The sequence below is a fragment of the Jannaschia sp. R86511 genome, from assembly GCF_042466345.1.
Taxonomy (GTDB): Bacteria; Actinomycetota; Actinomycetes; order Actinomycetales; family JBBAYJ01; genus Aquipuribacter.
In genome coordinates, this window is the sequence record NZ_JAXHCD010000001.1 from 1728960 (window position 1) to 1753235 (window position 24276).

A 24276-nucleotide genomic window follows, 5' to 3' on the forward strand; every position below is an offset into this window, starting at 1 on the left:
CGGCGACCGTCAGGCCACCCCGCGCGGGCGCAGCTGCACGCTGATCCGGGGTCCGACGGCGCGGGCGGTCTTGGGGACGCTGTGGTCCCAGGTCCGCTGGCAGGACCCGCCCATCACCAGCAGGTCGCCGTGCCCGAGGACGTGGCGGACCGTCTCGCCCCCGCCGACGGGCCGCAGCAGCAGCGCCCGCGGCGCCCCGAACGACACGATGGCCACCATCACGTCCTCCGACCGGCTGCGCCCGATCCGGTCACCGTGCCAGGCGACCCCGTCGCGACCGTCGCGGTAGAAGCACAGCCCCGCCGAGACGAACCGCTCGCGCTCCCCGGCCCCGTAGTGCCGGGTCAGCGCGTCCCGGGCGTCCGCCAGCAGCGGGTCCGGCCAGGCGTCGTGCTCGCCGTACCAGGACAGCAGCCGGGGCACGTCGACCACGCGGTCGTACATCTGCCGCTTCTCCGCCACCCACGGCACCCGCTCCACCAGCCGGCTGAACACCTCGGCGGAGTCGCTCACCCAGCCCGGACGCACGTCCACCCAGGCCCCGCCGGACAGCACGGTGCGCTGCACGGTGCCCCCGAGGTCGCCCAGCGACGGCCCGGCGTGCTGCGCGGTGGCGTCGACGTCGTCGAACAGCGACGGCTGCAGGGCGATCTCCATGCCCCGACGCTACCCGGGTTCGAACAGGTGTACTAGTCCCTGCGACCTCAGTCCTCCCGAAGCCGGACCATGCCCTCCTGGGCCACCGTGGCCACCAGGCGGCCGGTGCGGTCGAACATCGACCCCTGCACCAGGCCGCGCGCGTTCGAGGCCGACGGGCTGTGGTGGGTGTAGAGCAGCCAGTCGTCGGCCCGGGCCGGACGGTGGAACCACATGGCGTGGTCCAGGCTGGCGATCTTGAGCCGGGGGTCCGACCACGCGACGCCGTGACGACGCAGCACGGCCTCCAGCAGCGAGTAGTCGCTGGCGAAGGCCAGCGTGGCCGCGTGCAGCAACGGCTCGTCGGGCAGGCCCGCCGTGGTGCGCAGCCAGACGGCGCTGTCCGGCGACCGGTCCCGGGCCGGACGCAGGAAGATCGGCGCGTCGACGTTGCGGATGTCCATCGGACGCTCGTGGGACCAGTAGGCCGCTGCCGGGTGGTCGATGCCGGCCAGCACCTCGGCCGTGGTCGGCACGTCCTCCGGGGCCGGCGCGTCCGGCATCGGGTCGGCGTGCTCCACGCCGGTGTCCGGCAGCTGGAAGGACGCGATCATCGACAGGATGGGGCGCCCGTGCTGCAGGGCGTGGGTGCGCCGGGCGCTGAACGACCGGCCGTCGCGCAGCCGCTCGACCGAGAACTCGATCGGCACCTCGGGGTCGCCCGGCCGCAGGAAGTACGCGTGCAGGCTGTGGGGGGCGCGGTCCGCCTCGACCGTCCGTCCCGCGGCCATCAGCGACTGGCCGAGCACCTGCCCGCCGAACACCCGGCCGAAGGGCTGCAGCACGTTCTGCCCGACGAACCGGTCGGGGTCGTCGGTGGCCTGCAGCCGCAGGTCGCGGACGAGGTTGTCACGCAGGGACTCGGGGGAGGGGCGCTCGGTCACGACCCGGAACCTACCGGGCGCCCCTCCACCGGGGTGGTTCAGGTGCGGGGGTCCTCCGTGACGTGCATGGCGGCCTCCTCGGCGCTGGCCGCACCGCCGTCGATGCCCACGTCGTCGGCGACCATGTCCTTCTCGGTGTCGTCGCGCACGCCCTCGTCCGGCTCGACCAGCCGGCCCGCGCGCAGGTCGCCGACCTCGCCGTCCGGCTCGTCGGTGGCGACCAGGTCCTCGCTGGACACGTCCTCGCCCAGCGCGTCGTCCAGCGGCTGCTCGCTCGGCAGCACCTCGTCACCGGGTCGCTCCCCATCGACGTCGGGCCGCTCGGCGGCCAGCCGGTCCTCCAGGCTGCTGCCGTCGTGCTGCTCCTCGGCCGTGGTGCCGTGCTGCCCGGCCGCCACCGGGCGGTCGTTGGGGACGTAGCTGCGCTGCGCCACGTCCTCCTCGCCGTCCTCGCCCAGGGCCAGGTCCTGGTCGTAGGCGACCTCGTCCGGCTCGAGCGAGGCGACGGCGTCGGTGTCGATCATGTCTCCGGGGTCGCTCACGCGCCCTCCCTCGGGTTCAGGCTGTCGGGGTCCAGGTCGGGGTCGGTCTCGCCGCTGCCGGCGCCGCGCAGATCCCGTGGGTTCATGACGTCGGGGTCCGCGTCGGCGTCGTCCTCGGCGCGGTACGCCCCGGGGTCCTGCGGGCTTGTGTCGGGCTGCGCGGGGCCTGGGTCCGGGCCCGACCCGGTGGTGCTGTCGGCATCGTCGGTCATGGCCAGGGGGTACCCAGGCGGGCTCGCGTCCATGCGTCGTGGCCGCCGACCTGCCAGGATCGTCGCGTGCCCGCAGTCACCGTCCCCGTCGCCATGCGGTGGTCCGACATGGACGCCTACGGCCACGTCAACAACACCGAGTTCTTCCGCTACACCGAGCAGGCCCGGATCGAGGCCCTGGCGCTGGTCAAGGCCCGACCCGACACCGGCACGCTGGTGGTCCGGCACGAGGTCGAGTACCTGGTCCCGCTGGAGTACCGCTCCGACGGCGTCCAGGTCGACGTCTGGATCACCCGGATCGGCGGGGCCGGCTTCGACCTGGGCTACGAGGTCGCGACCCTCGGGCCCGCCTCGGGGGACGACGAGGCCGCCGACGGCCGCGGCGGCGACACCGAGGACGCGGGGGAGCGCCGCCGGACCGTGCACGCCCGCTCGGCCTCGACCATGGTCATGTACTCGTTCTCCGCCGCCGCGCCGCGGCGGATCAGCCCCGAGGAGCGGGAGTTCCTCGAGGGCATGACCGGTCCCGAGGTCCGCTTCCGCCGCAGCGGGCGCTGAGCGCGACGCCCCCGGACCCACCTGGGTCCGAGGGCGCGGCAGCCGGCCCGGGTCAGGCCGGCCCGGGTCAGGCCGGCCCGGGTCAGGCCGGCCCGGGTCAGGCCGGGGCGAGCCAGACCGTGGTGTCGCTCGGCAACCGGCCGTCCGTCAGCGGGCCCGACGACAGCAGCACCCGGTGCCCGGCCGGCAGGTCCGCCGGCTCGCCGTCGAAGTTGACCAGCACCAGCACGTCGCCGCGGCGCAGCCCGAGCGACTGCGGCCCGCACCACTGCTCGACCCAGTCGAGGGTGTCGCCGTGGCCGAGCGAGTGCTCGCGGCGCAACCGCAGGGCGGCCTTGTACAGCTCGAGCGTCGAGCCCTCGACGCCCTGCTGCCGGTCCCGCGCCAGCTCGCCGTAGACCGGGGGCTGGGGCAGCCAGGTGCCGGCCGAGGGGCCGAACCCGAACGACGGGGCGTCGGCCTCCCACGGGACGGGCACGCGGCAGCCGTCCCGGCCGGTGTCCTCGCCGCCGGTGCGGTGCCACGCCGGGTCCTGCCGGACGTCGCCGGGCAGCGTCGTGTGCTCCGGCAGGCCCAGCTCCTCGCCCTGGTACAGGTAGGCCGAACCCGGCAGCGACAGCATGAACGCGGTCGCCGCGCGGGCGCGGCGCAGGCCCAGGACGGCGTCCGGCTGCGGGTCGTCCGGACCGATCCCACCGAGGCCGCGCGAGGCCGGCGGGAAGCCGAAGCGGCTGGCGTGGCGGACGATGTCGTGGTTGCTCAGCACCCAGGTCGCGGGGGCCCCGACCGCGGCGGAGCCCTCGACGGAGGTCGTCACGACGCCCCGCTGGTCCGCGGCGCGCCAGGGCGCCACGCAGTGGTCGAAGTTGAACGCCTGGTGCAGCTCGTCGGGGCGGGTGTAGCGGGCCAGCCGCTCGTACGGCGTCACCCACGCCTCGGCCACGAGCATCCGGTCGCCGTCGTAGGAGTCGACGATCCGGCGCCACTCGCGGTAGATCTCGTGCACGCCCTCCTGGTCCCACATCGGGGGACGGCGGTCCTCGGTGATCTCGGCGGTGCCGCCCATCGGGCTGTCGTCGTCCTCCCAGTCGGGCAGGTCCGCCTCCTTGATCATGGAGTGGGCCACGTCGATCCGGAACCCGTCGGCGCCGCGGTCCAGCCAGAACCGCAGCGTCTCGGCGAACTCCTCGTGCACGTCGGGGTTGTCCCAGTTGACGTCGGGCTGGGTGGAGTCGAACAGGTGCAGGTACCACTGGCCCGGCGTGCCGTCGGGCTCGGTGACCCGGGTCCAGGCGGACCCGCCGAAGACGGAGCGCCAGTTGTTGGGCGGCGTCGAGCCGTCCTCCCCGCCGCCGTCGCGGAACATGTACCGGCTGCGCTCGTGGCTGCCCGGGGCGGCGGCCAGCGCGGCCTGGAACCAGCGGTGCTCGCTGCTGGTGTGGTTGGGGACGATGTCGACGACCACCCGCAGGCCCAGGTCGTGGGCGGTGCCGATCAGGTCGTCGGCGTCGGCCAGGGTGCCGAAGATGGGCTCCACGTCCCGGTAGTCCGACACGTCGTAGCCGGCGTCGTTCTGCGGGGAGGGGTAGAACGGCGACAGCCAGACGGCGTCCACGCCGAGCTCGGCCAGCGCGGGCAGCCGCGACGTGATGCCCGGCAGGTCGCCGATCCCGTCCCCGTCCGCGTCCGCGAAGGACCGCGGGTAGACCTGGTAAACAACGGCGTCGCGCCACCACTCAGTCACGGGCGACGAGGGTGGCACAGCGATGCAAGCGCTGTCATCACGGCTGGTGGCGGGGTCCTGCGGCGGCCGGTGGACCGGGCGCGCCCTCCCCTCAGGCGGGGTCGTCGAACGTGTTGAGCATCGAGTGCGCGGCGCGCTCCAGGTAGTCCCACAGCACGGCCTCGTGCACGGGCGCCAGGTCCAGGGAGTCCACGGCCGCCCGCATGTGCCGCAGCCAGCGGTCCCGGGCGTCCGGGCCGACCCGGAAGGGGGCGTGCCGCATCCGCAGCCGGGGGTGGCCCCGCTGCTGGGAGTACGTGGTGGGTCCGCCCCAGTACTGCTCGAGGAACAGCCGCAGCCGCTCCTCCGCCGGGCCCAGGTCGTCCTCGGGGTACATCGGGCGCAGCACCTCGTCGCCCGCGACCCCGACGTAGAACTCGTGCACCAGGCGCCGGAACGTCTCGGCGCCGCCGACGCTGTCGTAGAAGCTCTGCTGCCGGCGCAGGTCGTCGGGTGCGGTCACCGGGTGCCTCCCTTCGTGTCGTCGGTCCTGGTGCCGCCGGGGCGGGTCGTGCCGTCCACCGCGGCGTCCTCGACCGCGGCGTCCTCGGCCAGCCGGCCGCTGAAGGACCAGCGCGACCGGCGGGTGCGCGGCGGCGGTGCCGCGTCACCGCCCGTCGCGGTCCGGGCGCTCTGCGCCTGCTGCCGGCGCGCCATCAGGGCGCGGGTCACGGCGTCGCGCTGGCGCCGCAGCACCAGGAACGACAGCAGCATGGCCAGCACCAGGGCGATGACCAGGGACAGCACGCCGCCGACCCCGGCGGCACGCAGCAGCAGCAGCGCCAGCAGGAACAGCCCGAGGCGCAGGGCCGAGTAGACGGCGACCGGTCGCATGCCTCCAGGGTAGGTGCGCCCCGGGCTGCCCTCGCGCGCGCCCGGTCGTACCCTGGTCGGGTGCTCCGCCTGCTCCTGGTCCTCGTCGTGGTCGGCTTGCACGTCTACGCCCTGGTGGACTGCGTGCGGACCTCGCCGACCCAGGTGCGCGGGCTCCCGTTCGCGGCGTGGGTGCTCGTGGTGCTGCTCGTCCCGGTGATCGGCCCGCTGCTGTGGCTGTGGAGCGGCCGGCCCGAGGCCTTCGACCCGGTGGGCCGGCGCCGCTGAGGCAGGCAGTACCGGGTGCGCCTCAGCCCAGTGCGAGGCCCACGCCCAGCAGCACGCCGAACACCAGGCCGTAGCGGCCGGTCGCGCCGAGGGCCGGTACCAGCTCGCGGCCCGTCGCGCCGCTGTTGACCACCCGCAGCGGGACCACGGCCAGCGGCAGCGCGAACAGCGCCAGCTGCGCCCACGGCGAGGCGAGGACCGCCACCAGGGTGCACGCGACCGGGACGAGCAGCAGCAGGACGAACAGCCGTCGCGTCCACCGGTCTCCCAGCCGTACGGCCAGCGTCCGCTTGCCGGCCAGGGTGTCGGTGGGGATGTCCCGCAGGTTGTTGACCACCAGCAGCGCGCAGGCGAGCGAGCCGACCCCCACGGCGCCGGCCCACGCGCCGGCGTCGAGCGCGCCGGCCTGGGTCCAGGTCGTGCCCAGCACCGCCACCAGGCCGAAGAAGACGAACACCATGACCTCGCCGAGGCCGGCGTAGCCGTAGGGGCGGGGCCCGCCGGTGTAGAACCAGGCGGCCAGGACCGCGAGCGCCCCCACCGCCAGCAGCCACCACTGCCCGCTGCGGGCGACCAGGGCGAGCCCGGCCACCGCTGCGACCGCGAAGGCCAGCCCGGTCGCAGCGAGGAGGGCCCGCGGGGTCGCGGTGCGGGAGCCGACCAGCCGCATCGGCCCGACCCTCGCGTCGTCGGTGCCCCGCACGCCGTCGGAGTAGTCGTTGGCGTAGTTGACGGCCACCTGCAGGGCCAGGGCGACCACCAGGGCCAGCAGGGCGGCCGGCACGTCGAGGCCGCCCAGCCCGGCGGCGGCGCCCGTCCCGGCGGCGACGGGCGCGACGGCAGCCGGCAGCGTCCTGGGCCGCGCCCCCGCGGCCCACTCACGGACCGAGGTCACGGCCGGCGGTCTTCCGGTCCGGTCGGGTCGTCCTGGTCGTCGGAGCGCCGGTCGGGCTCCGGGGCCGGGTCCTGGCTGCTCGCCCCGCCGTCGGGCCCGGCGCCGGGCCGGTCGATGGTGCGCAGGAAGTCGGGGTCGTCGTCCGGGCCCAGCACGCGGGGCTTGGGCCGGGACAGCCGCTCCGCGCCGGGGGGCCTGGTGCCGCGGGGCCGGCCGGCGATGAACCACACCGCACCGCCGGCGAGCGGGAACAGCAGCACGACGAACACCCACATGATCTTCGGCAGGCCGCGGATGTCGGACTCCTCGGACCTGACCACGTCGATGACGCAGTAGACCGTGAAGGCCAGGACGAGAGCCGGGATGATCAGGCTTCTCACGCGGTGGGCTCCTCGGGTCGGGGGGTGCTCGGTGGGACATCGTCTCGCAGTCCGGGGCCGTCTGCGTCCTGGGGCCCCGCCTGCAGCAGCCGGACGGCCCCGCGGCGGTCCGGCTTGCCGACACCGGCGGTGGGCAGCTCGGTCACGGTCCGCAGCCACCGGGGCACCGCGGCGCGCCCCAGCCGCTCCCGGACCGCCTCGCGGACCAGGTCCGGACCGGGACCGGGACCGGGGCCGACGGGTTGGACGAGGACGCCGACGGCGTGGCCCCACTCGAGGTCGGGCACGCCGACCGCGAGCGCGTCCTGCACCCCGGGCAGGGCCCGCACGACGGCCGCCACGGCGTCCAAGGCGACGTTCACCCCGCCGCTCACCACGACGTCGTCGGTGCGGCCCCGCAGCTCCAGCCGGCCCGCGACCTGCTCGCCCAGGTCGGCGGTGCGGAAGCAGCGCCCGCCGGCGGGCGTCCGGTCGAACCCCTCGCCGGCGCCGGCGGTGGGGCCGCCCCGGTAGCCCCGGGCCACCACGGGACCGGACAGCACGACCCGGCCGACCGGCCCCGCGGTCCCGGGCAGCGGCTCGACGCGCACCTGCACGCCGGGCAGCGGCACGCCGTCGTAGACGCACCCGCCGCAGGTCTCGGTCATGCCGTACGTCGTCACCACCCGGACGCCGGCGGCGTGCGCCTGCTCCCGGACCTGCGCGTCCATGGCGGCCCCGCCCACCAGCACGGCGTCGAAGCCCGCCAGGGCGGCCGCGGCCCCGGTCGCCGGGGCGGCCTGCAGCAGCCGGCGGAGCTGGGTGGGGACCAGCGACGTGTAGCGGCGACCCGTCCCGGTCATGGCGGCCGCGGCCGCGGCGAAACCGTCGGCGTCGAAACCCTGGCTCAGGTCCAGCACGGCCGGGCTCGTCCCGGCCACCAGCGAGCGGACGACGACCTGCACCCCGGCCACGGTGTGCGCGGGCACGGCCAGCAGCCACCGACCGGATCCCCCCAGGTGGTCGTGCGTGGCCCCGGCCGAGGCCAGCAGGGCGGAGGCGGGCAGCAGGACGTGCTTGGCCGCACCCGTCGACCCCGTCGTCGACACCACGGCGGCCACCGGGTCGCCGGGGTCGTCCTCGTCGGGCCCGAGCGGGGCCACGGCGGCCGGGTCGGGTGCGCGGCCCCGGGCGTGCGGCGCCAGCGCGGGCCCGGCCCCGGACAGCGCCGCCCGCAGCGGCCCGAGCAGGACCCGCCCGTCCGCGTGGTCGACCGCCACCGGCAGGACCGGGCGCCCGCCGGACGGCGTCACCGTGGTGGCCGCGCCGCTCAGACCCGGGCGGTCGACAGCGGGCACGACGCGCAGGCGCTGGTGCCGGCGTGGTCGCAGGTGCTGCCGCAGGCGGCGGAGTGCGCGCGGCCGGTGACCGCGGGCGCGACGTCGGGGGAGGCCGGCGCCTCGGACGTGGCCCCCGTCGGGGCGTCGTGGTCGTGCCCCCCGCAGGCGCAGCCGGCGCCGTGCGCGGCGGTCGGCACGGTCCGGGCCAGGCCCACGACCGCGACGACCACGTGGATGGCGACCGCGGCCAGGACGCTGCCGGTCAGCACGACGACGAGCCCGAGGGCGAAGCCGAGCACCGTGGCCAGCACGAAGCCGAAGGCCCGGCTACCGGGCACGGCGCGCCACGCCTGGAGCAGGCCGGTCGCGACCGCGGCCAGCAGGACGGCCATGGTGACGGGCCAGCCGGCGAGGTCGAGCAGACCCAGGGCCAGCCCGCGCAGCAGCACCTCGGTGGACAGGGCGGCGGCGACGACGGCCAGCAGGGCCCGGCGCTCGCGGGGCTTGTGGTCCCGGCGGGCCACCCACGCGACGGTCGCCGCCGCCGCCAGCAGCAGCAGGCCCGCGGTGAGCCCGCCGACCAGCGGTGAGGCCACGGCGACCGGGCTCCACCACAGCGGCACCGGCACGATCGCGGCCAGGGCGACCGCCACGGCCACCAGACCCAGGTGGCCGACCACGCTCAGGCGGTGGGCGCCGGCCACGGCGGCGTTGCGCGCCCGCAGCGGGCGGGTGTCGCGCCGCAGCCGACGGGCCATGGTGGACTCGAACGCCGTCCACCCCAGCACCGCGGCGAGGGCGACGGCGGCCGCCAGGAGGATGTCCACCCCTACAGCCTAAGAACTCTCAGGCGTCGTCACGAACCGGGGCGGCCTCGTCCGGGTAACGGTTCGTCAACCCTTCGGTAACGGTCCGCGCCAGCCACCGCGCCAGCCACGGCGGGTAGACGCGCTCCTGCGTTCGGGCGAGCTCGTCCGCCGACCACCAGTGCCAGCGGAGCACCGAGCGGACCTCCAGCTCGGTGTGCGCGACCGGGCCGACGACGACGTCGGTGGCCTCGAGCGCGGCCGCGAAGTACAGCTCGTGCTGCCGGTACAGCAGCCCGTCGAAAGCGAACTCGCTGCGCCGCTCGGCCACCGGGCCGGCCAGCCGCGGCACGCGCAGCCCCGTCTCCTCCCACAGCTCCCGGTGGGCGGCCTGCTCGGCGGACTCCTCGCCCTCCAGGCCGCCGCCGGGGGTGAACCACCACGACCCGCCGTCGCGGTCGGCCGGGTCCAGGCCCTCGAACAGCAGCACGCGACCGGCCCCGTCGACCAGCAGCACGCGCGCGGCCTCTCGGTCGACGACCTTGCGCGGCGTGGAGGGCACGGTCAGTAGTACCAGGACGAGCACCCGGTCCGTGGCGTCGGTCCGGTGAGCCACCATCGGGGCACCGCCTCCCACCACCCCGTCGACGAAGGGTCATGCATGATCGAGTCGCTCCAGGACCTCACCGAGTCCATGCCCCCGCTGCTGCAGTGGCTGGCGGTCATGGTCGCGGGGGCGATCCCGTTCGTGGAGTCCTACTTCGGCTCCGTGATCGGGGTGCTGGCCGGTCTCGCCCTGCCGGTGGCCGTCATCGCGGCGGTCCTCGGCAACGTCGCCTCCATGCTCGCGGTCGTCTTCGGCGCCGACGCCGTCCGCAGCCGGGTCGCACGACCCGCGAAGGAGCCCTCGCCGCGCCGCCTCAGGCTGCGCCGAGCCTTCGACCGCTACGGCGTCGCCGGGGTGAGCCTGCTGGGCCAGACCATCCTCCCCAGCCAGATCACGGCCCTGGCCATGGTCTCCTTCGGCGCGTCCAAGAACGCGATCGTCCTCTGGCAGACCGTCTCCATCATCCTCTGGGGCACCGCCTTCGGGGTCCTGGCGAGCCTGGGTGTCGACCTGGTCGCCACCGGCTGACCGGGGCGCGACCCGGGCGACCCCAGCGCCCCGACGCTCGCTGCAGCGCTCCGGTCAGGCGGGCCGCACGCGGCGGCCGCGGGCCAGCACGGACGCGGCCGCCGCCCCGAGCAGGGCGACGAGCACCGCCAGGACCAGGGGCGGCAGCACGACCTCGGGCAGCAGCAGCGCGGCGCGCAGCACCTCGGAGGCGTAGGAGAGGAGCTCGAGCGGCTGGCGCAGCAACGCCCGGCTCCCCGCGGCGGACGTCACGGCGGTCACTGCGGCCGGGACCGCCCAGAGCACGACGAGGCCGCCGGCGGCGGCGGCCAGGCCCGCGCGTGACCGGAGGCCGCCCCACGCGATCGCGGCCCCGACGAGCACGGCCGGCGCCCAGCGCGCCACAGCCGTCAGCAGGCGGACCCGGTCGTCGTCGGGCACGGAGCCCCAGGGCACCAGCAGCTGGCCCAGCCAGGACGCGAGCACGACCGCCAGCAGGGTCAGCCCGACGACCGCTGCGGCCCGCGACCGGGCCACGAGCAGGGCCAGGACCAGCAGGCCGACCAGGACGCTCAGGATCGTCACGACCAGCAGGGCGGCCAGGTACAGGCCGGAGGCGGTCCGTCCGGTCAGCCCGGTGCCGACCACGCCGGCCGTCTGCACCGTGGCGAGGAGGTGGACGGCCAGCAGCGCCGCGCCCGCCGAGCGGACGGTGGTCCGGTCTCGGTGGACGCCCAGGGCCCGCAGCGCCGTGCCGGCCGCCCCGTAGCCGGTCACGACCAGGGCCAGGAGGAGCGTGAGGGTGTACTGGCTGAAGGGCAGCAGCGCCCGGGGCATGTCCTTGGGCCCCGTCGGCTCCGCCCACAGGTTCTGCAGCGGGAGCCGTGCGCCCGCGACCAGCCAGGGCAGCAGCCCGAGCAGCGCGGCGGCGACGCCGACACCCACGCCGATGGCCACCCCCGGACGTGCCCGGTCGGTGCCGGTGCCGACGCGTGCGGTCTGCTGGTCCACCGGGGGGACGCTACGTGCCGACGACGTGGCGGGGCGGGCGAATCGCTGCGGTCGGGGAGCGTGCGGTCCCGGGCGTGGGTGCCGGTGGCGAGGCCCCACCGCGGCGTCACCCCGGCCCGCGCGACACGGAGGCGGCTAGCGTGGCCGTCGTGCTGCGGATCGCCCCCTACTCGCCCGGAGACCGCGAGGCGCTGCTGGCCTTGTCCCTGCGGGCCTGGGAGCCGGTGTTCCCCCTGGTCGAGGACGCCGTCCCGCCGTTCGTCTACCGGGCCTTCTACCCCGACGGCTGGCGCACGAGGCAGCACGGCGACCTCGCCGCGGTCCTGGACGACGAGCCCGAGAACGTCGACGTCGCGTTCCTGGACTCGAGGCCGGCGGGGTGGGTGTGCACGCGGACGCACCCCGAGGACCGGATGGGCGAGGTCTACGCGCTCGCCGTCGAGCCGGAGCTGCAACGTCGGGGGGTGGGCCGGGCGCTGCTCGACCACTCGATCCAGCGGTCGCGCGCGGCGGGGATGAGCATGGTGATGGTCGAGACCGGTGACGACCCGGGTCACACGCCGGCCCGGCGGTCCTACGAGACCCGCGGGTTCGAGCGCTGGCCGGTCGCCCGCTACTTCAAGGACCTGTCCGAGCAGTGACAGGCCGACCTGCGGCCCCTCGTCGCAGCAGGTCTCAGGGGCGGCGGGCGATCCGGTAGCCGACGAGCACACCGGCCAGCGCCCAGACGGCGCCGACACCTACTCCCGCCAGGACGATCCAGAACGGAACGCGCAGCTCGTCACCGGCCGGTACCTGTGCGGGAGCTCGAGTCCCGGAGTCCGCCATGACCGAAGGCTATCCACCGCTACGCCGGCCCGGAAGGTCACACGAAGATGGTCATCCGGTGTGCATGCACGTGGAGGGCGGCCTGCTGGGGCCGGCAAGGACGAGGGGGTCGTCAGGGCGCGGTCGCGGCGCGATAGCAGTGGGCCTGCTGCACGAGTGATCGCACCATCTCCACGGCAGCAGGTTGGGGCTTCGCCGCGGTGAGCGCCCAGGTGGCGCGCCCGAGCCCGGTCGCGTCGACGTCCACCGGCACCCGACGCACGTCGTCGCCTCGCTGAGGTCGGCCTTCGACGACCGCAGCATCCGGCGCGGCCTCATCGCCGTCGAGGCCGCACCTTGCGTCAGCTCGGCGCGGCCTGAACCTCAGGCCACGCCATCCGGCTCACGGCTCACCCCGTCGGAGGCCCGTCGGGCTGGGGTCGCGGTCGAACCCGAGGCAGCAGCGGTGGTGGGAGGCCGACGAGTCGCTCTGCGAGGACGGAGGTCTTGTCGCGCCGACTCCCACGATGGTAGTTTCCATAGTGGTTAAATAACGCGATGGAAGGCACCCGGTGGACGCAGTCGCAGAAGCCCAGCTCGACGAGATGTTCTCCGCCATGGCGAACGTCACGCGCCGCGCGATCGTGCTGCGTCTTGCCCAGGGCGAAGCCACGGTGAACGAGATCGCTGAGCCGTTCGACATCGCGTTGCCCGCCGTGTCCAAGCACCTCACCGTGCTGGAGCGCGCCGGGGTGATCACCCGCGGCCGGCGCGCGCAGTTCCGACCCTGCCGGCTCAACCCAGAGGTCCTCGACCTCGTGTCCGGCTGGGCGTCGACGTGTCGGGCGGTGTGGGAGGGCCGGTTGGACCGGATGACCGACCACCTGGACCAGGTCGGACGGGAACGAGCCCGCGACGAGGACCAACAAGGAGGACAGGCGCATGACCGAGACACCTGACGCCCATCGCTCTCGCGAGTCGGTCGTGCTGCGGCGCACCCTCGCGGCCACGCCCGAACAGGTGTGGCCGCTGTGGACCGAGCCGGAGCACTTCGCGGCCTGGTACGGCCCAGCCGGTGCCCGCACCGTCGTGCACGTCATGGACCTCCGTGTCGGAGGGGATCGCAGGGTGTCGATGACGGTCAGCGGCCCGGGGGGAGACGTCGAGATGCCTTCGCCGGCGAGCACACCGTCGTCGAGCCGCCCGCCCGACTGCACTACACCGAGGCGACGGCACCTTCGGCGGGCGCTGCCCCAGCCGGCCCGAGCACCGAGGTCCAGGTCCGACTCGAGGCCTTCGAGGGAGGAACTCTGCTGACCCTGACCCACCTGGGCGTCCCGGCAGGCTCGCCGGGTGAGACAGGTTGGAGCATGGCGCTCGACGAGCTGGAGCGGCTGCTCGACCGCTGACCGCGGCACGGCGCCCGGGCAGACCGGCACGCACGTCGCCCCCCGGCTTCGTCCGCGGACAGCGCATCGAAGCTCCGCCCCACCGCAACGCTCTGCCCTGCGGAGACCGGCCGAATCAGTAGTACCATGGGAACGCCGACCAGTCCGGGTCGCGCTTGGCGAGGAACGCGTCGCGGCCCTCGACCGCCTCGTCGGTCATGTACGCCAGCCGGGTCGCCTCGCCGGCGAACACCTGCTGGCCCATCAGGCCGTCGTCGGTCAGGTTGAAGGCGAACTTCAGCATCCGCTGCGCCGTGGGCGACTTGCCGTTCACCTCGGCCGCCACCTGCAGCGCCTCGGCCTCCAGGCGGGCGTGGCCGGCGACCACGTTGACCGCGCCCATCCGCTGCATGGTGGCGGCGTCGTAGGTCCGGCCCAGGAAGAAGATCTCGCGGGCGTTCTTCTGGCCCACCATCTTGGCCAGGTAGGCCGAGCCGTAGCCGGCGTCGAAGCTGCCGACGTCGGCGTCGGTCTGCTTGAACCGCGCGTGCTCCCGGCTGGCCACGGTCAGGTCGCACACCACGTGCAGCGAGTGCCCGCCGCCGGCGGCCCAGCCGCCCACCACCGCCACCACGACCTTGGGCATGGTGCGGATCAGGCGCTGCACCTCCAGGACGTGCAGCCGTCCGCCCTCCGCCGCGGTGCGCCGGGCGTCCACGGTCTCCGCGGTCTCGCCGTCGGCGTACTGGTAGCCCGTGCGACCCCGGATGCGCTGGTCGCCGCCGGAGCAGAACGCCCAGCCGCCGTCCTTCGGGCTCGGCCCGTTGCCCGTGAGCAGGACGCAGCCCACGTCGGCGCTGCGCCGGGCGTGGTCCAGCACGTCGTACAGCTCGTCGACCGTGTGCGGGCGGAACGCGTTGCGGACCTCCGGCCGGTCGAAGGCGACCCGCACCGTGCCGCCGGCCGGGCCGGGCAGCACGCAGCGGTGGTAGGTGATGTCGGTCAGGGCCTCGCGGCCCAGCTCGGCCGGGTCGACCTCGCGCCAGGCGGCGGGGTCGAACGTGTCGGAGACGTGAGGCAGCGCGGGCACCGCGCGAGCCTACGACCGCGCCCGGCGCGCCGCGGCGGCGGAGCGGCGGGGACACTGGCTGCCGTGGACGTGCCGGACCTGCCCCCGCCCGACCGGGTGCACGTGGTGGCCCTGCCGCTGCGCACCCGGTTCCGCGGCATCACCGTCCGCGAGGCCCTGCTGCTGGACGGGCCCGCCGGCTGGGGCGAGTTCTCGCCGTTCGCCGAGTACGACGACCACGAGGCCGCGCGCTGGCTCGCGGCCGGTCTGGAGGCGGCGGCGCAGCACTGGCCGGCGCCCCTGCGCACCTCGGTCGAGGTCAACGCCACCGTGCCCGCCGTGGCCGCGGCCGACGTGGCCGGTGTCCTGGCGCGGTTCCCCGGCTGCACCACGGCCAAGGTCAAGGTCGCCGAGCCCGGGCAGGGGCTGGCCGACGACCTGGACCGCGTGGCCGCGGTGCGCGCCGGGCTCGGGCCCACCGGGTCGGTCCGGGTGGACGCCAACGGCGGCTGGGACGTGGACCAGGCCCTGGCCGCGCTGAGCGCCCTGGCGGGCTACGGCCTGGAGTACGCCGAGCAGCCCGTGGCCGACGTGGCGGACCTGGCGCGGCTGCGGGTCCGGCTGGCCGCGTCCGGGGTCTCGGTGCCGGTCGCGGCCGACGAGTCCGTCCGCCGGGCCGAGGACCCGCTCGCGGTCGCGCTCGCCGGCGCCGCGGACGTCGTCGTGGTCAAGGTCGCCCCGCTGGGCGGGGTGGGCCGGCTGCTGCAGGTGGCGCAGGTGCTGCGCGAGCGCCACGACGTCGGGCTCACGGTCTCCTCGGCGCTGGACACCTCCGTCGGTCTGGCCGCCGGCGTGGCGGCGGCCGCGGCGCTGCCGGACCCGGTGCGGGCCGCGGGCCTGGGCACGGCGGCCCTGCTGGGCGGCGACGTCACCCGGTCGCCGCTGCTTCCGGTGGCCGGTCACGTGCCGGTCGGGGCCGTCACGGCGGACGCGGACCTGCTGGCCCGCTACGCCGCGACGCCGCAGCGGCAGCGCTGGTGGCGCGAGCGGCTGGCCCGCTGCCACGCGCTGCTCCGGGCCGGCGGGGGAGCGGGCATGATCGGCGGGTGAGCGACAACCCCTCGACGACCGCGGCCCGGGCCATCGTCCAGGGGCTCGTGGACCACGGGGTGGAGCACGTCGTGCTGTGCCCGGGCTCGCGCTCCGCGCCCCTGGCCTACGCCCTGAACGCGGCCGAGGCGGCCGGGCTGCTCAGCGTGCACGTGCGCATCGACGAGCGCTCCGCGGCGTTCCTGGCCCTGGGCCTGGGCAAGGGCGGCTCGCTCGCCGCCGTCGTCACGACGTCCGGGACCGCGGTGGCGAACCTGCTGCCGGCGGTGTGGGAGGCCCGGCACGGCCTGGTGCCGCTGATGGTCCTGACCGCCGACCGCCCCGGGCGGCTGCGCGGCACCTGGGCCAACCAGACCACGCCGCTGCAGGCCGGGGCGTTCACCGACGCGGCGCTGCTGTCGCTGGACCTGCAGGCCGACGACCCGGCGGTCGACTGGGCGGACGTGGTGGCCCGGCTCGTCGCCCGGTGCAGCGGCCGCGACGAGGGGGGTCGCCTGGACGGGGCGACCGGGCCGGTGCACCTGGACGTCGGCCTGCCCGACCCGCTGGTGCCGGACGGGACGGACTGGACGCCGCTGCTGCCGGCGGGCGACCCGGCGGACGGTGCGGACGACGACCTCGACGAGGTCGTGGCCGAGGCCGAGGCCATCCTGGTCGAGGCCGTCGACGAGGGCGGCGCCGCCACCGACCCGGACGGGCCCGAGGAGGTCGAGGACCCGGCCGACGACGTCGACGAGCTCGACCTGACGTACCTGCCCGAGCGGCCCGGTGGTCAGCTGCTGATGTGGTCCCGGCGGCGCACCGTGGTCGTGGCGGGGGACGGCGAGGGGTACGAGGCGCGGCTGCTCGCGGACCCCAGCGCCTTCCCCTTGCTGGCCGAGCCGGGCTCCGACGTCGGTCCCAGCTCGACCGCCGTGACGGCCTACCGCCACCTGCTCGACCTGCCGGGGCTCGGCGCCGACGTCGAGCGCGTGGTCGTGTACGGCCGGCCCACGCTGACCCGGCCGGTCACCCGGCTGCTGGCCCGCCCGGACGTCGAGGTCGTGCACGTCGCGCTGCCGGGCCAGGGCGGGCCCGACCGCGAGCACCGCCGGGTGGCTGCCGTGATGGCGCGGATGGCCCTGGCCGCCGACCTGGAGTGGCTCGAGCGGTGGCTTCTGGCCGGCCGGCGGGCCCGGCAGGCGGTCGACGTCGTGCTCGACTCCTGGGGCGGGCTCAGCGGCCTGCACGTCGCCCGGGCCGTGGCCCGGGCCCAGCAGGACCTGCCGGTCGACGGCCCCAACCTGTTCGTGGCCGCCAGCAGCGTCGTCCGCGACCTGGACCTGGTCATGGACCACGCCCGCCCGCAGCCGCTGGTGCACGCCTCGCGCGGGCTGTCCGGCATCGACGGCTCGCTGTCCACGGCGGCCGGCATCGCGCTGTCCCGCTCGACCCCGGTCCGTGCCCTGGTCGGCGACCTGGCGTTCCTGCACGACGGCAACGGGCTGCTCGTCGGGCCCGGCGAGGAGCGGCCCCCCGTGCAGGTCGTCGTGGCCAACGACGGCGGAGGCGGCATCTTCGGGCTGCTCGAGCACGGCGAGGCGCGGTTCGCCGACGTGCACGAGCGGTTCTTCGCCACCCCCCAAGACGTCGACCTGGCGGCGCTGTGCCGGGCCCACCACGTGCCGCACGTCCTCGTCACCGGCGAGGCGGAGCTGGACCAGGCGCTGCACGACTGGGACGGCAGCCCCCAGGTGGTCGAGGTGACCACCGACCGCTCACGCTCCCGCGCCCTGGCCGAGGCCGTCACGCAGGCTGCCCGCGCCGCCGCGTTCGGCTGACGCGACCGGACCTCACCACGTGCGACGCAGAGTGCCGTTGCGTCGGAACCGGACCGCCACGGTGTGCCGCTGCGTCGGGTAGACCGACGCAGAGTGCCGTTGCGTCGGAACGCGGGACGGCTCAGCGGGGGACGGGCAGGTGGTCCCGGTTGGCGTTGGGGGAGGTGTGCAGCACCGGGCCGGTGGTGCCGCGCACGATCAGCTCGGGAGCGAAGAGGTACTCCGTGGTGGGGTGCTGGCCCGTGCGCAGCTGCTCGACCAGGGCCGTGATGGCCACCGAGGCCATGTCGCCGACCGGCTGGCGCAACGAGGTCAGCGGCGGGTCCATGAACGCGTTGGCCGGGGAGTCGTCGAAGCCGATGACCGACACGTCCCGCGGGATCGACAGACCCATGCCGCGCGCCGCCCGGATCACGCCGAGGGCCATCGGGTCGGACGCGCAGACGATGCCGGTGCAGCCGGCCTCGATCAGCCGCCGCCCGGTGGCCTGGCCGCCCTCGATGGTGAACAGCGAGTGCTCGACCACGGCCTCCACCGGGTCGCCGGCGCGGGCGCGGGCGGCCACCAGGCGGTCCATGGCGGCCACCTTGCGCACGACCGGGGTGTAGCGCTCCGGCCCGACCGCCAGCCCGATCCGCCGGTGGCCCAGCGTGCTCAGGTGCTGCACGGCCATCTCGACCGCGGTCTGGTCGTCGGTGGCGATGAACGTCGCGTCCAGGTCCGGCACGAACCCGTTGACCAGCACCAGCGGCACGCCGAGGCGGCGCAGCCGGTGGTAGCGGTCCGGCGGCGCCTTGGTGTCGGCGTGCATCCCGGAGACCACCACCAGCCCCGCCATGGAGCGGCCCAGCATCAGCTCGATCCACTCGTCCTCGCTCACCCCGGGGGTGAACTGCGAGCCGACCAGCGGGGTGTAGCCCTGCTGCACCAGCAGCGTCTGCATCCGCTGCACGAAGGCCGGGAAGACCGGGTTGTCGAGCTCGGGCACGATCACGCCGACCACGTCGGTGTCGATGCCGGTGCTGCGCTTGCTGGCCACGTACCCCGCGGCCTCGGCTGCGGCGAGCACCCGCTGCCGGACGGCGTCGCTGACGCCGTTCTTGCCGCGCAGCGCCCGGCTGACGGTGGCGGGGCTGACGCCGACCTCGGCCGCGATGACGTCGAGGGTGGTCATGCGGCGAATCTCGCAGGAAACGCAACACCGGCGCAAGGACCGGTCCGAGTTGTGGGGGAACGTGGTCAAGATCAGGTAACAGGAGCCCGGATGTGCGCGCAAGACTCTCGCTTCTTGCGCAAGCAGTTGCTAGGTTGCGCGGCACCGCTCGACGGACGAGCGGGGCGAGCAAAGGAGTTCCCCGATGCGACGACGCATCCCGGTCGTGGCGGCCCTCGCCGGAGTCGCGCTGCTGGCCACGGCCTGCGGCGGCGGCGACGCCGACCCCGTGGACGACGCCGGAGCGGCCCCCGAGGTCGAGCCCAGTGAGCAGAGCAGCGAGGCCGCGGCCCCCGAGCCGTCGCCGGAGGGCAGCGAGGCCCCCATCGAGCGCGCCGACGCCGACCTGGTCATCTGGACCGACGACACCCGGGCCCCGATCGTGCAGGAGATCGGCGACGCGTTCGGCGAGGAGAACGACCTCACCGTCGCCGTCCAGCAGATCGACTTCGGCATCATCCGCGAGAGCCTCATCACGCGCGGCCCGGTCGGCGAGGGCCCCGACATCATCGTCGGCGCCCACGACTGGCTCGGCCAGCTGGTCAGCAACGGCGCCGTGGCGCCGCTGGAGCTGGGCGCGGCGGCCGACAGCTTCTCCGACGTCGCGGTGGAGGCCATGACCTACGAGGGCCTGACCTACGGCCTGCCCTACGCGGTGGAGAACGTCGCCCTGTTCCGCAACACCGAGCTGGCGCCGGAGCCCCCGGCCGACTTCCAGTCGATGCTCGAGGAGGGCCAGGCGCTGGTGGAGGCCGGCGACGCCGACCTGCCGCTGGCGCTGCAGGTGGGCGACGCGGGCGACGTGTTCCACTTCTACCCGATCCAGACCTCGTACGGCTCGAACATCTTCGGCACGGCCGAGGACGGCAGCTACCTGGCCGACGACCTGCAGATCGACGACGAGGGCGGCCTCGAGTTCGCCCGGCAGCTCGGCGAGTGGGGCGAGGCCGGCTACCTGAACGCCGACGTCACCTTCGACATCGCCAGCGAGGCCTTCGCGAGCGGGCGCGCCCCGTACGCCATCACCGGGCCGTGGAACGTCCCCGCGTTCACCGACGGCGGCGTCGACTTCGTCGTGGAGGCCATCCCGTCGGCCGGGGGCGAGCCCTCGCAGCCCTTCGTCGGGGTGCAGGGCTTCATGGTCTCGGCCTACGCCGAGAACCCGCTGGTCGCCAACGACTTCGTCCTCAACTACCTCGGCACCGAGGACGTCGCCCGCTCGCTGTACGAGAACGGCCAGCGCCCGCCGGCGTTCACGTCGGTGTTCGAGGAGGTCGCCTCCGACCCGATCATCGCGGGCTTCGGCGAGTACGGCGCCGAGGGCCAGCCGCTGCCGAACATCCCCGCCATGGACAGCGTGTGGGGCGACTACGGCAACGCGCAGCGGGACATCCTGCTCGGCGCGGGCGACCCCGAGACCCTGGTCACCGACGCCGCGGCGCGCATCCGCGACAACATCGCCGGCTCCTGAGCCCCGGCACCTCCTGAACCACCCCCGGGGGCGCGGCCCTGCGCCGCGACCCCGGGGGCCACCACCCACGCACCCCCTCGACGAAGCGGAGGCCGTGTTGTCCGGCACCCTGACGCCCGCGCGCCCCGCTGGCGGCCCGCCACCGGTCCCGCCACCCGGCGGGGCCTCGGTGCCCGGCCGTCGTCCCGGTCGCCGCCCGCCCGGCTTCCTCGCGGCCCTGCTGGTCAAGACCGTCCTGATGGCGGTGGTCAACGCCCTCGGCGTGTTCGCGGTCTTCGTCGCCTTCGGCGCCCGCAGCTGGGGCTTCGTCGTGGTCCTGGCCGTGGCCCTGGCCGCGGCGGACTACATCTACTTCAGCCGCCGGGCCGTGCCGGCCAAGTACCTGTTCCCGGGCCTGCTGTTCCTGCTCGTGTTCCAGGTCTACGTGGTCCTGTACACCGGCTTCGTCGCGTTCACGAACTACGGTGACGCGCACACCATCGACCAGCCGACGGCGCGCGAGCAGATCCTGGCCGTGTCGGAGCAGCGTGTGCCCGACAGCCCGGCCTACGCGGTGACGGTGCTGGCGCGGGAGGGCGGCGCCGCCGACGACCCGGCCGTCGACGACCCGGCTGCGGATGACGCCGGGGCCGAGGCCGCCGACGACCCGACCGCGGACGACCCGGCCGCCGGGCCGGGCGGCGAGGAGCTGGCGTTCCTGCTCACCGACCCCGAGGGCGTCGTGGCCCTGGGCACCGCCGACGGGCTGCAGGACGTCGCCCCGGACGACGTCACCCGGGACGAGGAGGGGCGGGCCACCGCGCTGGCCGGCTGGCGCAGCCTCGCGCTGTCCGACCTGGCCGAGCGTCAGCAGGCCGTCGTCGGGTTCCGGGTGCCGCTGGAGGTCGACGACCCGGACGCCGGCAGCCTGCGCACCCAGGACGGCCGGGTGGCCTACGTCAACCAGCCGCTGCTCAGCTGGGACGAGGCCACCGACACCCTCACCGACTCCCGCGACGGCCGGGCGTACGTCGCCGACCAGACCCGGGGCTTCTACGTCGACGCCGACGGGCAGGAGCTCACGCCCGGCTGGCGGGTGGGCGTCGGCACCGCGAACTTCGAGCGGATGTTCACCGACGACCGGTTGCGCGGCCCGTTCCTGCAGGTGCTGGCCTGGACGTTCGCGTTCGCGGCGCTGTCGGTGCTGACCACGTTCGTGCTCGGCGTGGTGCTCGCGATGGCCCTGGACCACCCGCGGATGCGCGGCCGGCGGGTGTACCGCTCCCTGCTGCTGCTGCCCTACGCCGCGCCCAGCTTCATGTCGATGCTGCTGTGGGCCGGGTTCCTCAACCCCAGCTTCGGCTTCGTCAACCAGGTGCTGCTCGGCGGCGCGGAGGTGCCGTGGCTCACCGACCCCTGGCTGGCCAAGGCCAGCGTCCTGCTGGTCAACCTGTGGCTGGGGTTCCCGTACATGTTCCTGGTGTGCACCGGGGCGCTGCAGAGCATCCCGGCCGACGTCAAGGAGGCCGCCCGCGTCGACGGCGCCGGCGCCCTGCGGGTCTTCCGGTCCATCATCCTGCCGCTGCTCATGGTGAGCGTCGCGCCGCTGCTCATCGCCAGCTTCGCCTTCAACTTCAACAACTTCACGCTCATCTACTTCGTCACCGGCGGCGGGCCCAACATCCCGACCGCGCCGATCACCATCGGCAGCACCGACCTGCTCATCCACGTCGTCTACACCCTCGGCTTCGAGAGCGGCGGCGGCCAGCAGTGGGGGTTCGCCTGCGCGATCAGCGTGTTCATCTTCGCCATCGTGGCCACGGTCTCCGCCTTCAGCTTCCGGCGGACCCGTGCCCTCGAGGACATCAACTGAGGGGCTGGGCATGACCAAGTGGTTCGCCGACACAGGCTGGCGTCACCTCGTGGGCCTGACCGCCCTCGTGTTCGCGCTGTTCCCGATCGTGTTCGTCCTCAGCGCCTCACTCAACCCCGCGGGCACGCTCACCGCGAGCAACGCCCTCTTCAGCGAGATCAGCCTCGACAACTACCGGGCGCTGTTCAGCACGCCCGTCTACCCGTACCCGCAGTGGTTCCTCAACACCCTCGTCGTCGCCTCGGTGACGGCGGTGGCGCAGGTGTTCGTCGCCTGCCTGGCCGCCTACGCGTTCAGCCGGTTCCGCTTCGCGGGGCGGCGGCTCGGGCTGCTCGGGCTGCTGCTGATCCAGATGTTCCCGCAGATCCTGGCCGCCATCGCGATCTTCCTGCTCGTCTTCGAGATCGGGCAGCTGTTCCCCGGCATCGGGCTGGGGACCACGATCGGGCTGGTCCTGGTCTACATGGGCGGCGCGCTGGGGGTCAGCACGTTCCTGATCAAGGGCTTCTTCGACACCATCCCCACCGAGCTCGACGAGGCGATGAAGGTCGACGGCGCCGGTCACGCCCGGGTGTTCTTCACCATGGTGCTGCCGCTGTCGGCGCCGGTCCTGGCCGTCGTGGTCCTGCTGGCGTTCATCACCACGCTCAACGAGTTCCTGGTCGCCAGCATCCTGCTGACCGCTCCCGAGTCGCAGACCCTCGCGGTCGGTCTGTACCAGCTGGTCAGCAGCCAGCTGAACGCGAACTGGGGCTTCTTCGCCGCGGGGGCGCTGCTCGGCACCATCCCGCCGGTGCTGCTGTTCCAGTGGCTGCAGAAGTACGTGGTGTCGGGGCTGACCGCCGGCTCGGTCAAGTAGGCGCCGGGCCGGCGCTGCCGCGCTCAGCCGGGACCCCGGGAGCCTTCCGGCCCCCGGAGCAGGTCCGGGGACGAGCCGATCCCCGAGGCGTCGGCCCGCACGGGCCCGGAGGCCTCGTGGGCGGAGGTGCGACGCCCCACGGCCGCCTCCCGCAGCAGCTCGAGCTCTCGCCGCAGGGCCGGCCGCCGGTCGTCGGGCGCCACCTCGAGCAGGTCCTCCAGGGCGGCGGCGAGCCGCCGGGTCACCTGGACGGAGCCGGCCCCGGACTCCCGCACCTCCTCGAAGGCCAGCCTGACCAGGCCCTCCCAGCCGATCGTCGGCACCACCAGGCGCACCGTCCCGGCGCCGTCCCGGTGGCGGCCGTCCGGCAGGGGCCGCAGGGCGATCTGTCGCATCAGGTCGTGGATCCGGTCGATCGCCTGGACCGACGTCGTGGGGTCCTCGAACGGCCCGTCGGCCACGGAGCCGGCGGCGACGTCGACCAGCATCCGGAGGCCGTAGGCGACGTCCTGGTTGAGCGTGCGCTCGGGACCCAGCACCACCGCGTCCGCGACCGCCGCGGGGTCCAGGCGGGAGTGGTCACCCACGACGCGGGCGAGCGGAGCCCCCGTGGGCACGAAGTCGCCGAGGGCGTGCAGGAGCTCGACCCGGCAGTCGGCCCGCTCGGCCAGCCCGACGAGCCGGTGGTGCCCCACGACGAACACCACCCCGCCGTCGCCGGCCGTCACCACGGAGGGGTCGACGGGGCCGGGGACCGGGTCCGGGTAGACCCGGCGCAGCGTGGCGAGGGTGTCCAGGGCCACCCAGCGGACGAGCCCGGAGGCCCGCACCGACTGGCCGACGTGGTTGATGAACCAGACGATCGTGACCAGGCACGCCAGCACGAGGACGACCGCGACCACGAAGGCCAGACCGGGGACGGGCCCGTCCCCCTCGACCGGCACCCGGCGCATGGTCAGCAGCGAGTGGGTGAACGTGCCCACGAAGAGCCCCACGGCGACCTGGGCGGGACGGTCCTGGAGGATCTCCCGCACGATCCTGGGGGAGAAGGACCCGGTGGCCAGCTGGATGACCACGACGACGAGGGACAGCACCAGGCCGGTCAGGGTGAGCATCGCGAAGGACACCAGGTAGAGCACCTGCAGCATCGCCGTCGGGTCACCGGTGACCGCGTGGGGAACCATGGTGCCGTCGTCCACCCAGGTGGTCAGCAGGGAGGACCCCACCCCCGCCAGGACGCACACGACCGGCACCACCCACAGGCTGGTGCGCAGGTGGTGCGCCAGGCGGAACCGCCTCACGGCCCGAGCGGGCCGGCAGGGCCCGTCGGGCCGCGTCGCGCCTGCACCGTCATCCCGTCAGGGTGCCAGCAACGACCCGGCGACG

The 24276-nt window shown here is 74.9% G+C and carries 28 protein-coding genes and 1 pseudogene; 12 read left to right on the forward strand and 17 right to left on the reverse strand.

Translation table 11 applies throughout. The features are described from left to right. Positions 1–9 precede the first annotated feature (9 nt). The 4 genes from SJY06_RS08275 to SJY06_RS08290 are packed head-to-tail and all read right to left on the reverse strand — an operon-like array spanning position 10 to position 2334. The gene (locus tag SJY06_RS08275) at positions 10–657 is read right to left on the reverse strand and encodes an alpha-ketoglutarate-dependent dioxygenase AlkB (protein ID WP_380166471.1); all 648 of its coding nucleotides are present in this window, start codon (positions 655–657) and stop codon (positions 10–12) included. A gap of 47 nt (positions 658–704) precedes the next feature. After that, entirely contained in the window at positions 705–1580 is an 876-nt protein-coding gene (locus tag SJY06_RS08280; RefSeq protein ID WP_380166472.1) for an acyl-CoA thioesterase, read from the reverse strand. A gap of 38 nt (positions 1581–1618) precedes the next feature. After that, positions 1619–2122: a DUF5709 domain-containing protein gene (locus SJY06_RS08285; protein ID WP_380166474.1), complete on the reverse strand. Its 504-nt coding sequence runs from the start codon at positions 2120–2122 to the stop codon at positions 1619–1621. After that, on the reverse strand, positions 2119–2334 hold the full coding sequence (locus SJY06_RS08290; protein ID WP_380166476.1) for a hypothetical protein: 216 nt from the start codon (positions 2332–2334) through the stop codon (positions 2119–2121). Before SJY06_RS08290 ends, SJY06_RS08285 begins: the two co-directional genes overlap by 4 nt. A gap of 66 nt (positions 2335–2400) precedes the next feature. Between SJY06_RS08290 and SJY06_RS08295 the strand changes: the two genes are divergently transcribed. Then, a complete protein-coding gene (locus SJY06_RS08295) occupies positions 2401–2892 on the forward strand; it encodes an acyl-CoA thioesterase (RefSeq protein ID WP_380166478.1) in 492 nt (163 codons plus the stop codon). A gap of 97 nt (positions 2893–2989) precedes the next feature. Here SJY06_RS08295 and SJY06_RS08300 read toward each other — a convergent pair whose 3' ends face one another. From SJY06_RS08300 to SJY06_RS08310, 3 genes are all read right to left on the reverse strand, one after another. After that, positions 2990–4636 carry a glycoside hydrolase family 13 protein gene (locus tag SJY06_RS08300; protein ID WP_380166480.1) on the reverse strand — a complete coding sequence of 549 codons (1647 nt, stop codon included), beginning with the start codon at positions 4634–4636 and terminating at the stop codon, positions 2990–2992. 91 nt (positions 4637–4727) lie between these two features. Further along, complete coding sequence (locus SJY06_RS08305) at positions 4728–5138, reverse strand: globin (protein WP_380166482.1); 411 nt, start codon at positions 5136–5138, stop codon at positions 4728–4730. Then, on the reverse strand, positions 5135–5509 hold the full coding sequence (locus SJY06_RS08310; RefSeq protein ID WP_380166483.1) for a DUF4229 domain-containing protein: 375 nt from the start codon (positions 5507–5509) through the stop codon (positions 5135–5137). The genes SJY06_RS08305 and SJY06_RS08310 overlap by 4 nt, the downstream gene beginning before the upstream one ends. Positions 5510–5569: 60 nt before the next feature. On the opposite strand from SJY06_RS08310, the gene SJY06_RS08315 reads away from it, so the two are divergent. Further along, positions 5570–5776: a PLDc N-terminal domain-containing protein gene (locus SJY06_RS08315; protein WP_380166484.1), complete on the forward strand. Its 207-nt coding sequence runs from the start codon at positions 5570–5572 to the stop codon at positions 5774–5776. 22 nt (positions 5777–5798) lie between these two features. Here SJY06_RS08315 and SJY06_RS08320 read toward each other — a convergent pair whose 3' ends face one another. From SJY06_RS08320 to SJY06_RS08340, 5 genes are read right to left on the reverse strand one after another with little or no spacing between them, the layout of a single operon-like run. Next, positions 5799–6671 carry a 1,4-dihydroxy-2-naphthoate polyprenyltransferase gene (locus SJY06_RS08320; protein ID WP_380166485.1) on the reverse strand — a complete coding sequence of 291 codons (873 nt, stop codon included), beginning with the start codon at positions 6669–6671 and terminating at the stop codon, positions 5799–5801. Next, positions 6668–7051 (reverse strand): PLD nuclease N-terminal domain-containing protein, encoded by a 384-nt coding sequence (locus SJY06_RS08325; protein ID WP_380166487.1) that lies wholly within the window; start codon positions 7049–7051, stop codon positions 6668–6670. The genes SJY06_RS08320 and SJY06_RS08325 overlap by 4 nt, the downstream gene beginning before the upstream one ends. Continuing rightward, on the reverse strand, positions 7048–8388 hold the full coding sequence (locus SJY06_RS08330) for an AMP-binding protein (protein WP_380166488.1): 1341 nt from the start codon (positions 8386–8388) through the stop codon (positions 7048–7050). Before SJY06_RS08330 ends, SJY06_RS08325 begins: the two co-directional genes overlap by 4 nt. Next, a complete protein-coding gene (locus SJY06_RS08335; protein ID WP_380166489.1) occupies positions 8361–9197 on the reverse strand; it encodes a type II CAAX prenyl endopeptidase Rce1 family protein in 837 nt (278 codons plus the stop codon). Before SJY06_RS08335 ends, SJY06_RS08330 begins: the two co-directional genes overlap by 28 nt. 19 nt (positions 9198–9216) lie before the next feature. After that, positions 9217–9795 carry an NUDIX hydrolase gene (locus tag SJY06_RS08340; RefSeq protein WP_380166491.1) on the reverse strand — a complete coding sequence of 193 codons (579 nt, stop codon included), beginning with the start codon at positions 9793–9795 and terminating at the stop codon, positions 9217–9219. Positions 9796–9837: 42 nt separating this feature from the next. On the opposite strand from SJY06_RS08340, the gene SJY06_RS08345 reads away from it, so the two are divergent. Continuing rightward, positions 9838–10311, forward strand: coding sequence for a hypothetical protein (locus SJY06_RS08345; protein ID WP_380166493.1), 474 nt, complete (start codon positions 9838–9840; stop codon positions 10309–10311). A 54-nt stretch (positions 10312–10365) separates the two neighbouring features. Here the strand turns inward: SJY06_RS08345 and SJY06_RS08350 are convergent, their stop codons facing one another. Beyond that, positions 10366–11301: a hypothetical protein gene (locus SJY06_RS08350; protein ID WP_380166495.1), complete on the reverse strand. Its 936-nt coding sequence runs from the start codon at positions 11299–11301 to the stop codon at positions 10366–10368. Positions 11302–11441: 140 nt separating this feature from the next. Between SJY06_RS08350 and SJY06_RS08355 the strand changes: the two genes are divergently transcribed. Further along, positions 11442–11942, forward strand: coding sequence for a GNAT family N-acetyltransferase (locus SJY06_RS08355; RefSeq protein ID WP_380166497.1), 501 nt, complete (start codon positions 11442–11444; stop codon positions 11940–11942). 34 nt (positions 11943–11976) lie between these two features. On the opposite strand, the gene SJY06_RS08360 is transcribed toward SJY06_RS08355, so the two are convergent. After that, entirely contained in the window at positions 11977–12129 is a 153-nt protein-coding gene (locus SJY06_RS08360; protein WP_380166499.1) for a hypothetical protein, read from the reverse strand. 551 nt (positions 12130–12680) lie between these two features. On the opposite strand from SJY06_RS08360, the gene SJY06_RS08365 reads away from it, so the two are divergent. The 3 genes and pseudogenes from SJY06_RS08365 (at position 12681) to SJY06_RS08375 (ending at position 13517) form a co-directional block, all read left to right on the forward strand. Then, positions 12681–13067 (forward strand): ArsR/SmtB family transcription factor, encoded by a 387-nt coding sequence (locus SJY06_RS08365; RefSeq protein WP_380166501.1) that lies wholly within the window; start codon positions 12681–12683, stop codon positions 13065–13067. Then, positions 13051–13233: pseudogene (locus tag SJY06_RS08370) on the forward strand (SRPBCC domain-containing protein); the annotation flags it as partial. The gene SJY06_RS08365 and the pseudogene SJY06_RS08370, both read left to right, overlap by 17 nt. Then, the gene (locus SJY06_RS08375; protein ID WP_380169686.1) at positions 13167–13517 is read left to right on the forward strand and encodes an SRPBCC domain-containing protein; all 351 of its coding nucleotides are present in this window, start codon (positions 13167–13169) and stop codon (positions 13515–13517) included. The pseudogene SJY06_RS08370 and the gene SJY06_RS08375, both read left to right, overlap by 67 nt. Before the next feature lie 115 nt (positions 13518–13632). Here the strand turns inward: SJY06_RS08375 and SJY06_RS08380 are convergent, their stop codons facing one another. Continuing rightward, positions 13633–14586, reverse strand: a complete 954-nt coding sequence (locus SJY06_RS08380; RefSeq protein ID WP_380166503.1) for a 1,4-dihydroxy-2-naphthoyl-CoA synthase — start codon at positions 14584–14586, stop codon at positions 13633–13635. Between the two features lie 63 nt (positions 14587–14649). Here SJY06_RS08380 and SJY06_RS08385 point away from each other — a divergent pair, with 63 nt between their 5' ends. Next, entirely contained in the window at positions 14650–15675 is a 1026-nt protein-coding gene (locus tag SJY06_RS08385) for an o-succinylbenzoate synthase (RefSeq protein ID WP_380166505.1), read from the forward strand. Continuing rightward, complete coding sequence (menD, locus tag SJY06_RS08390) at positions 15672–17495, forward strand: 2-succinyl-5-enolpyruvyl-6-hydroxy-3-cyclohexene-1-carboxylic-acid synthase (RefSeq protein ID WP_380166507.1); 1824 nt, start codon at positions 15672–15674, stop codon at positions 17493–17495. The genes SJY06_RS08385 and menD overlap by 4 nt, the downstream gene beginning before the upstream one ends. Positions 17496–17616: 121 nt before the next feature. Here the strand turns inward: menD and SJY06_RS08395 are convergent, their stop codons facing one another. Further along, entirely contained in the window at positions 17617–18669 is a 1053-nt protein-coding gene (locus SJY06_RS08395; protein ID WP_380166509.1) for a LacI family DNA-binding transcriptional regulator, read from the reverse strand. Positions 18670–18853: 184 nt separating this feature from the next. On the opposite strand from SJY06_RS08395, the gene SJY06_RS08400 reads away from it, so the two are divergent. The 3 genes from SJY06_RS08400 to SJY06_RS08410 all read left to right on the forward strand — a co-directional run bounded on the left by SJY06_RS08400 (position 18854) and on the right by SJY06_RS08410 (position 22890). Further along, positions 18854–20179, forward strand: a complete 1326-nt coding sequence (locus tag SJY06_RS08400) for an extracellular solute-binding protein (protein ID WP_380166511.1) — start codon at positions 18854–18856, stop codon at positions 20177–20179. A gap of 169 nt (positions 20180–20348) precedes the next feature. After that, complete coding sequence (locus SJY06_RS08405) at positions 20349–22031, forward strand: ABC transporter permease subunit (protein WP_380166513.1); 1683 nt, start codon at positions 20349–20351, stop codon at positions 22029–22031. A 10-nt stretch (positions 22032–22041) separates the two neighbouring features. Continuing rightward, positions 22042–22890 (forward strand): sugar ABC transporter permease, encoded by an 849-nt coding sequence (locus tag SJY06_RS08410; RefSeq protein WP_380166515.1) that lies wholly within the window; start codon positions 22042–22044, stop codon positions 22888–22890. Positions 22891–22913: 23 nt separating this feature from the next. Here the strand turns inward: SJY06_RS08410 and SJY06_RS08415 are convergent, their stop codons facing one another. Beyond that, on the reverse strand, positions 22914–24191 hold the full coding sequence (locus SJY06_RS08415) for a DUF2254 domain-containing protein (protein ID WP_380166517.1): 1278 nt from the start codon (positions 24189–24191) through the stop codon (positions 22914–22916). Positions 24192–24276 lie beyond the last annotated feature (85 nt).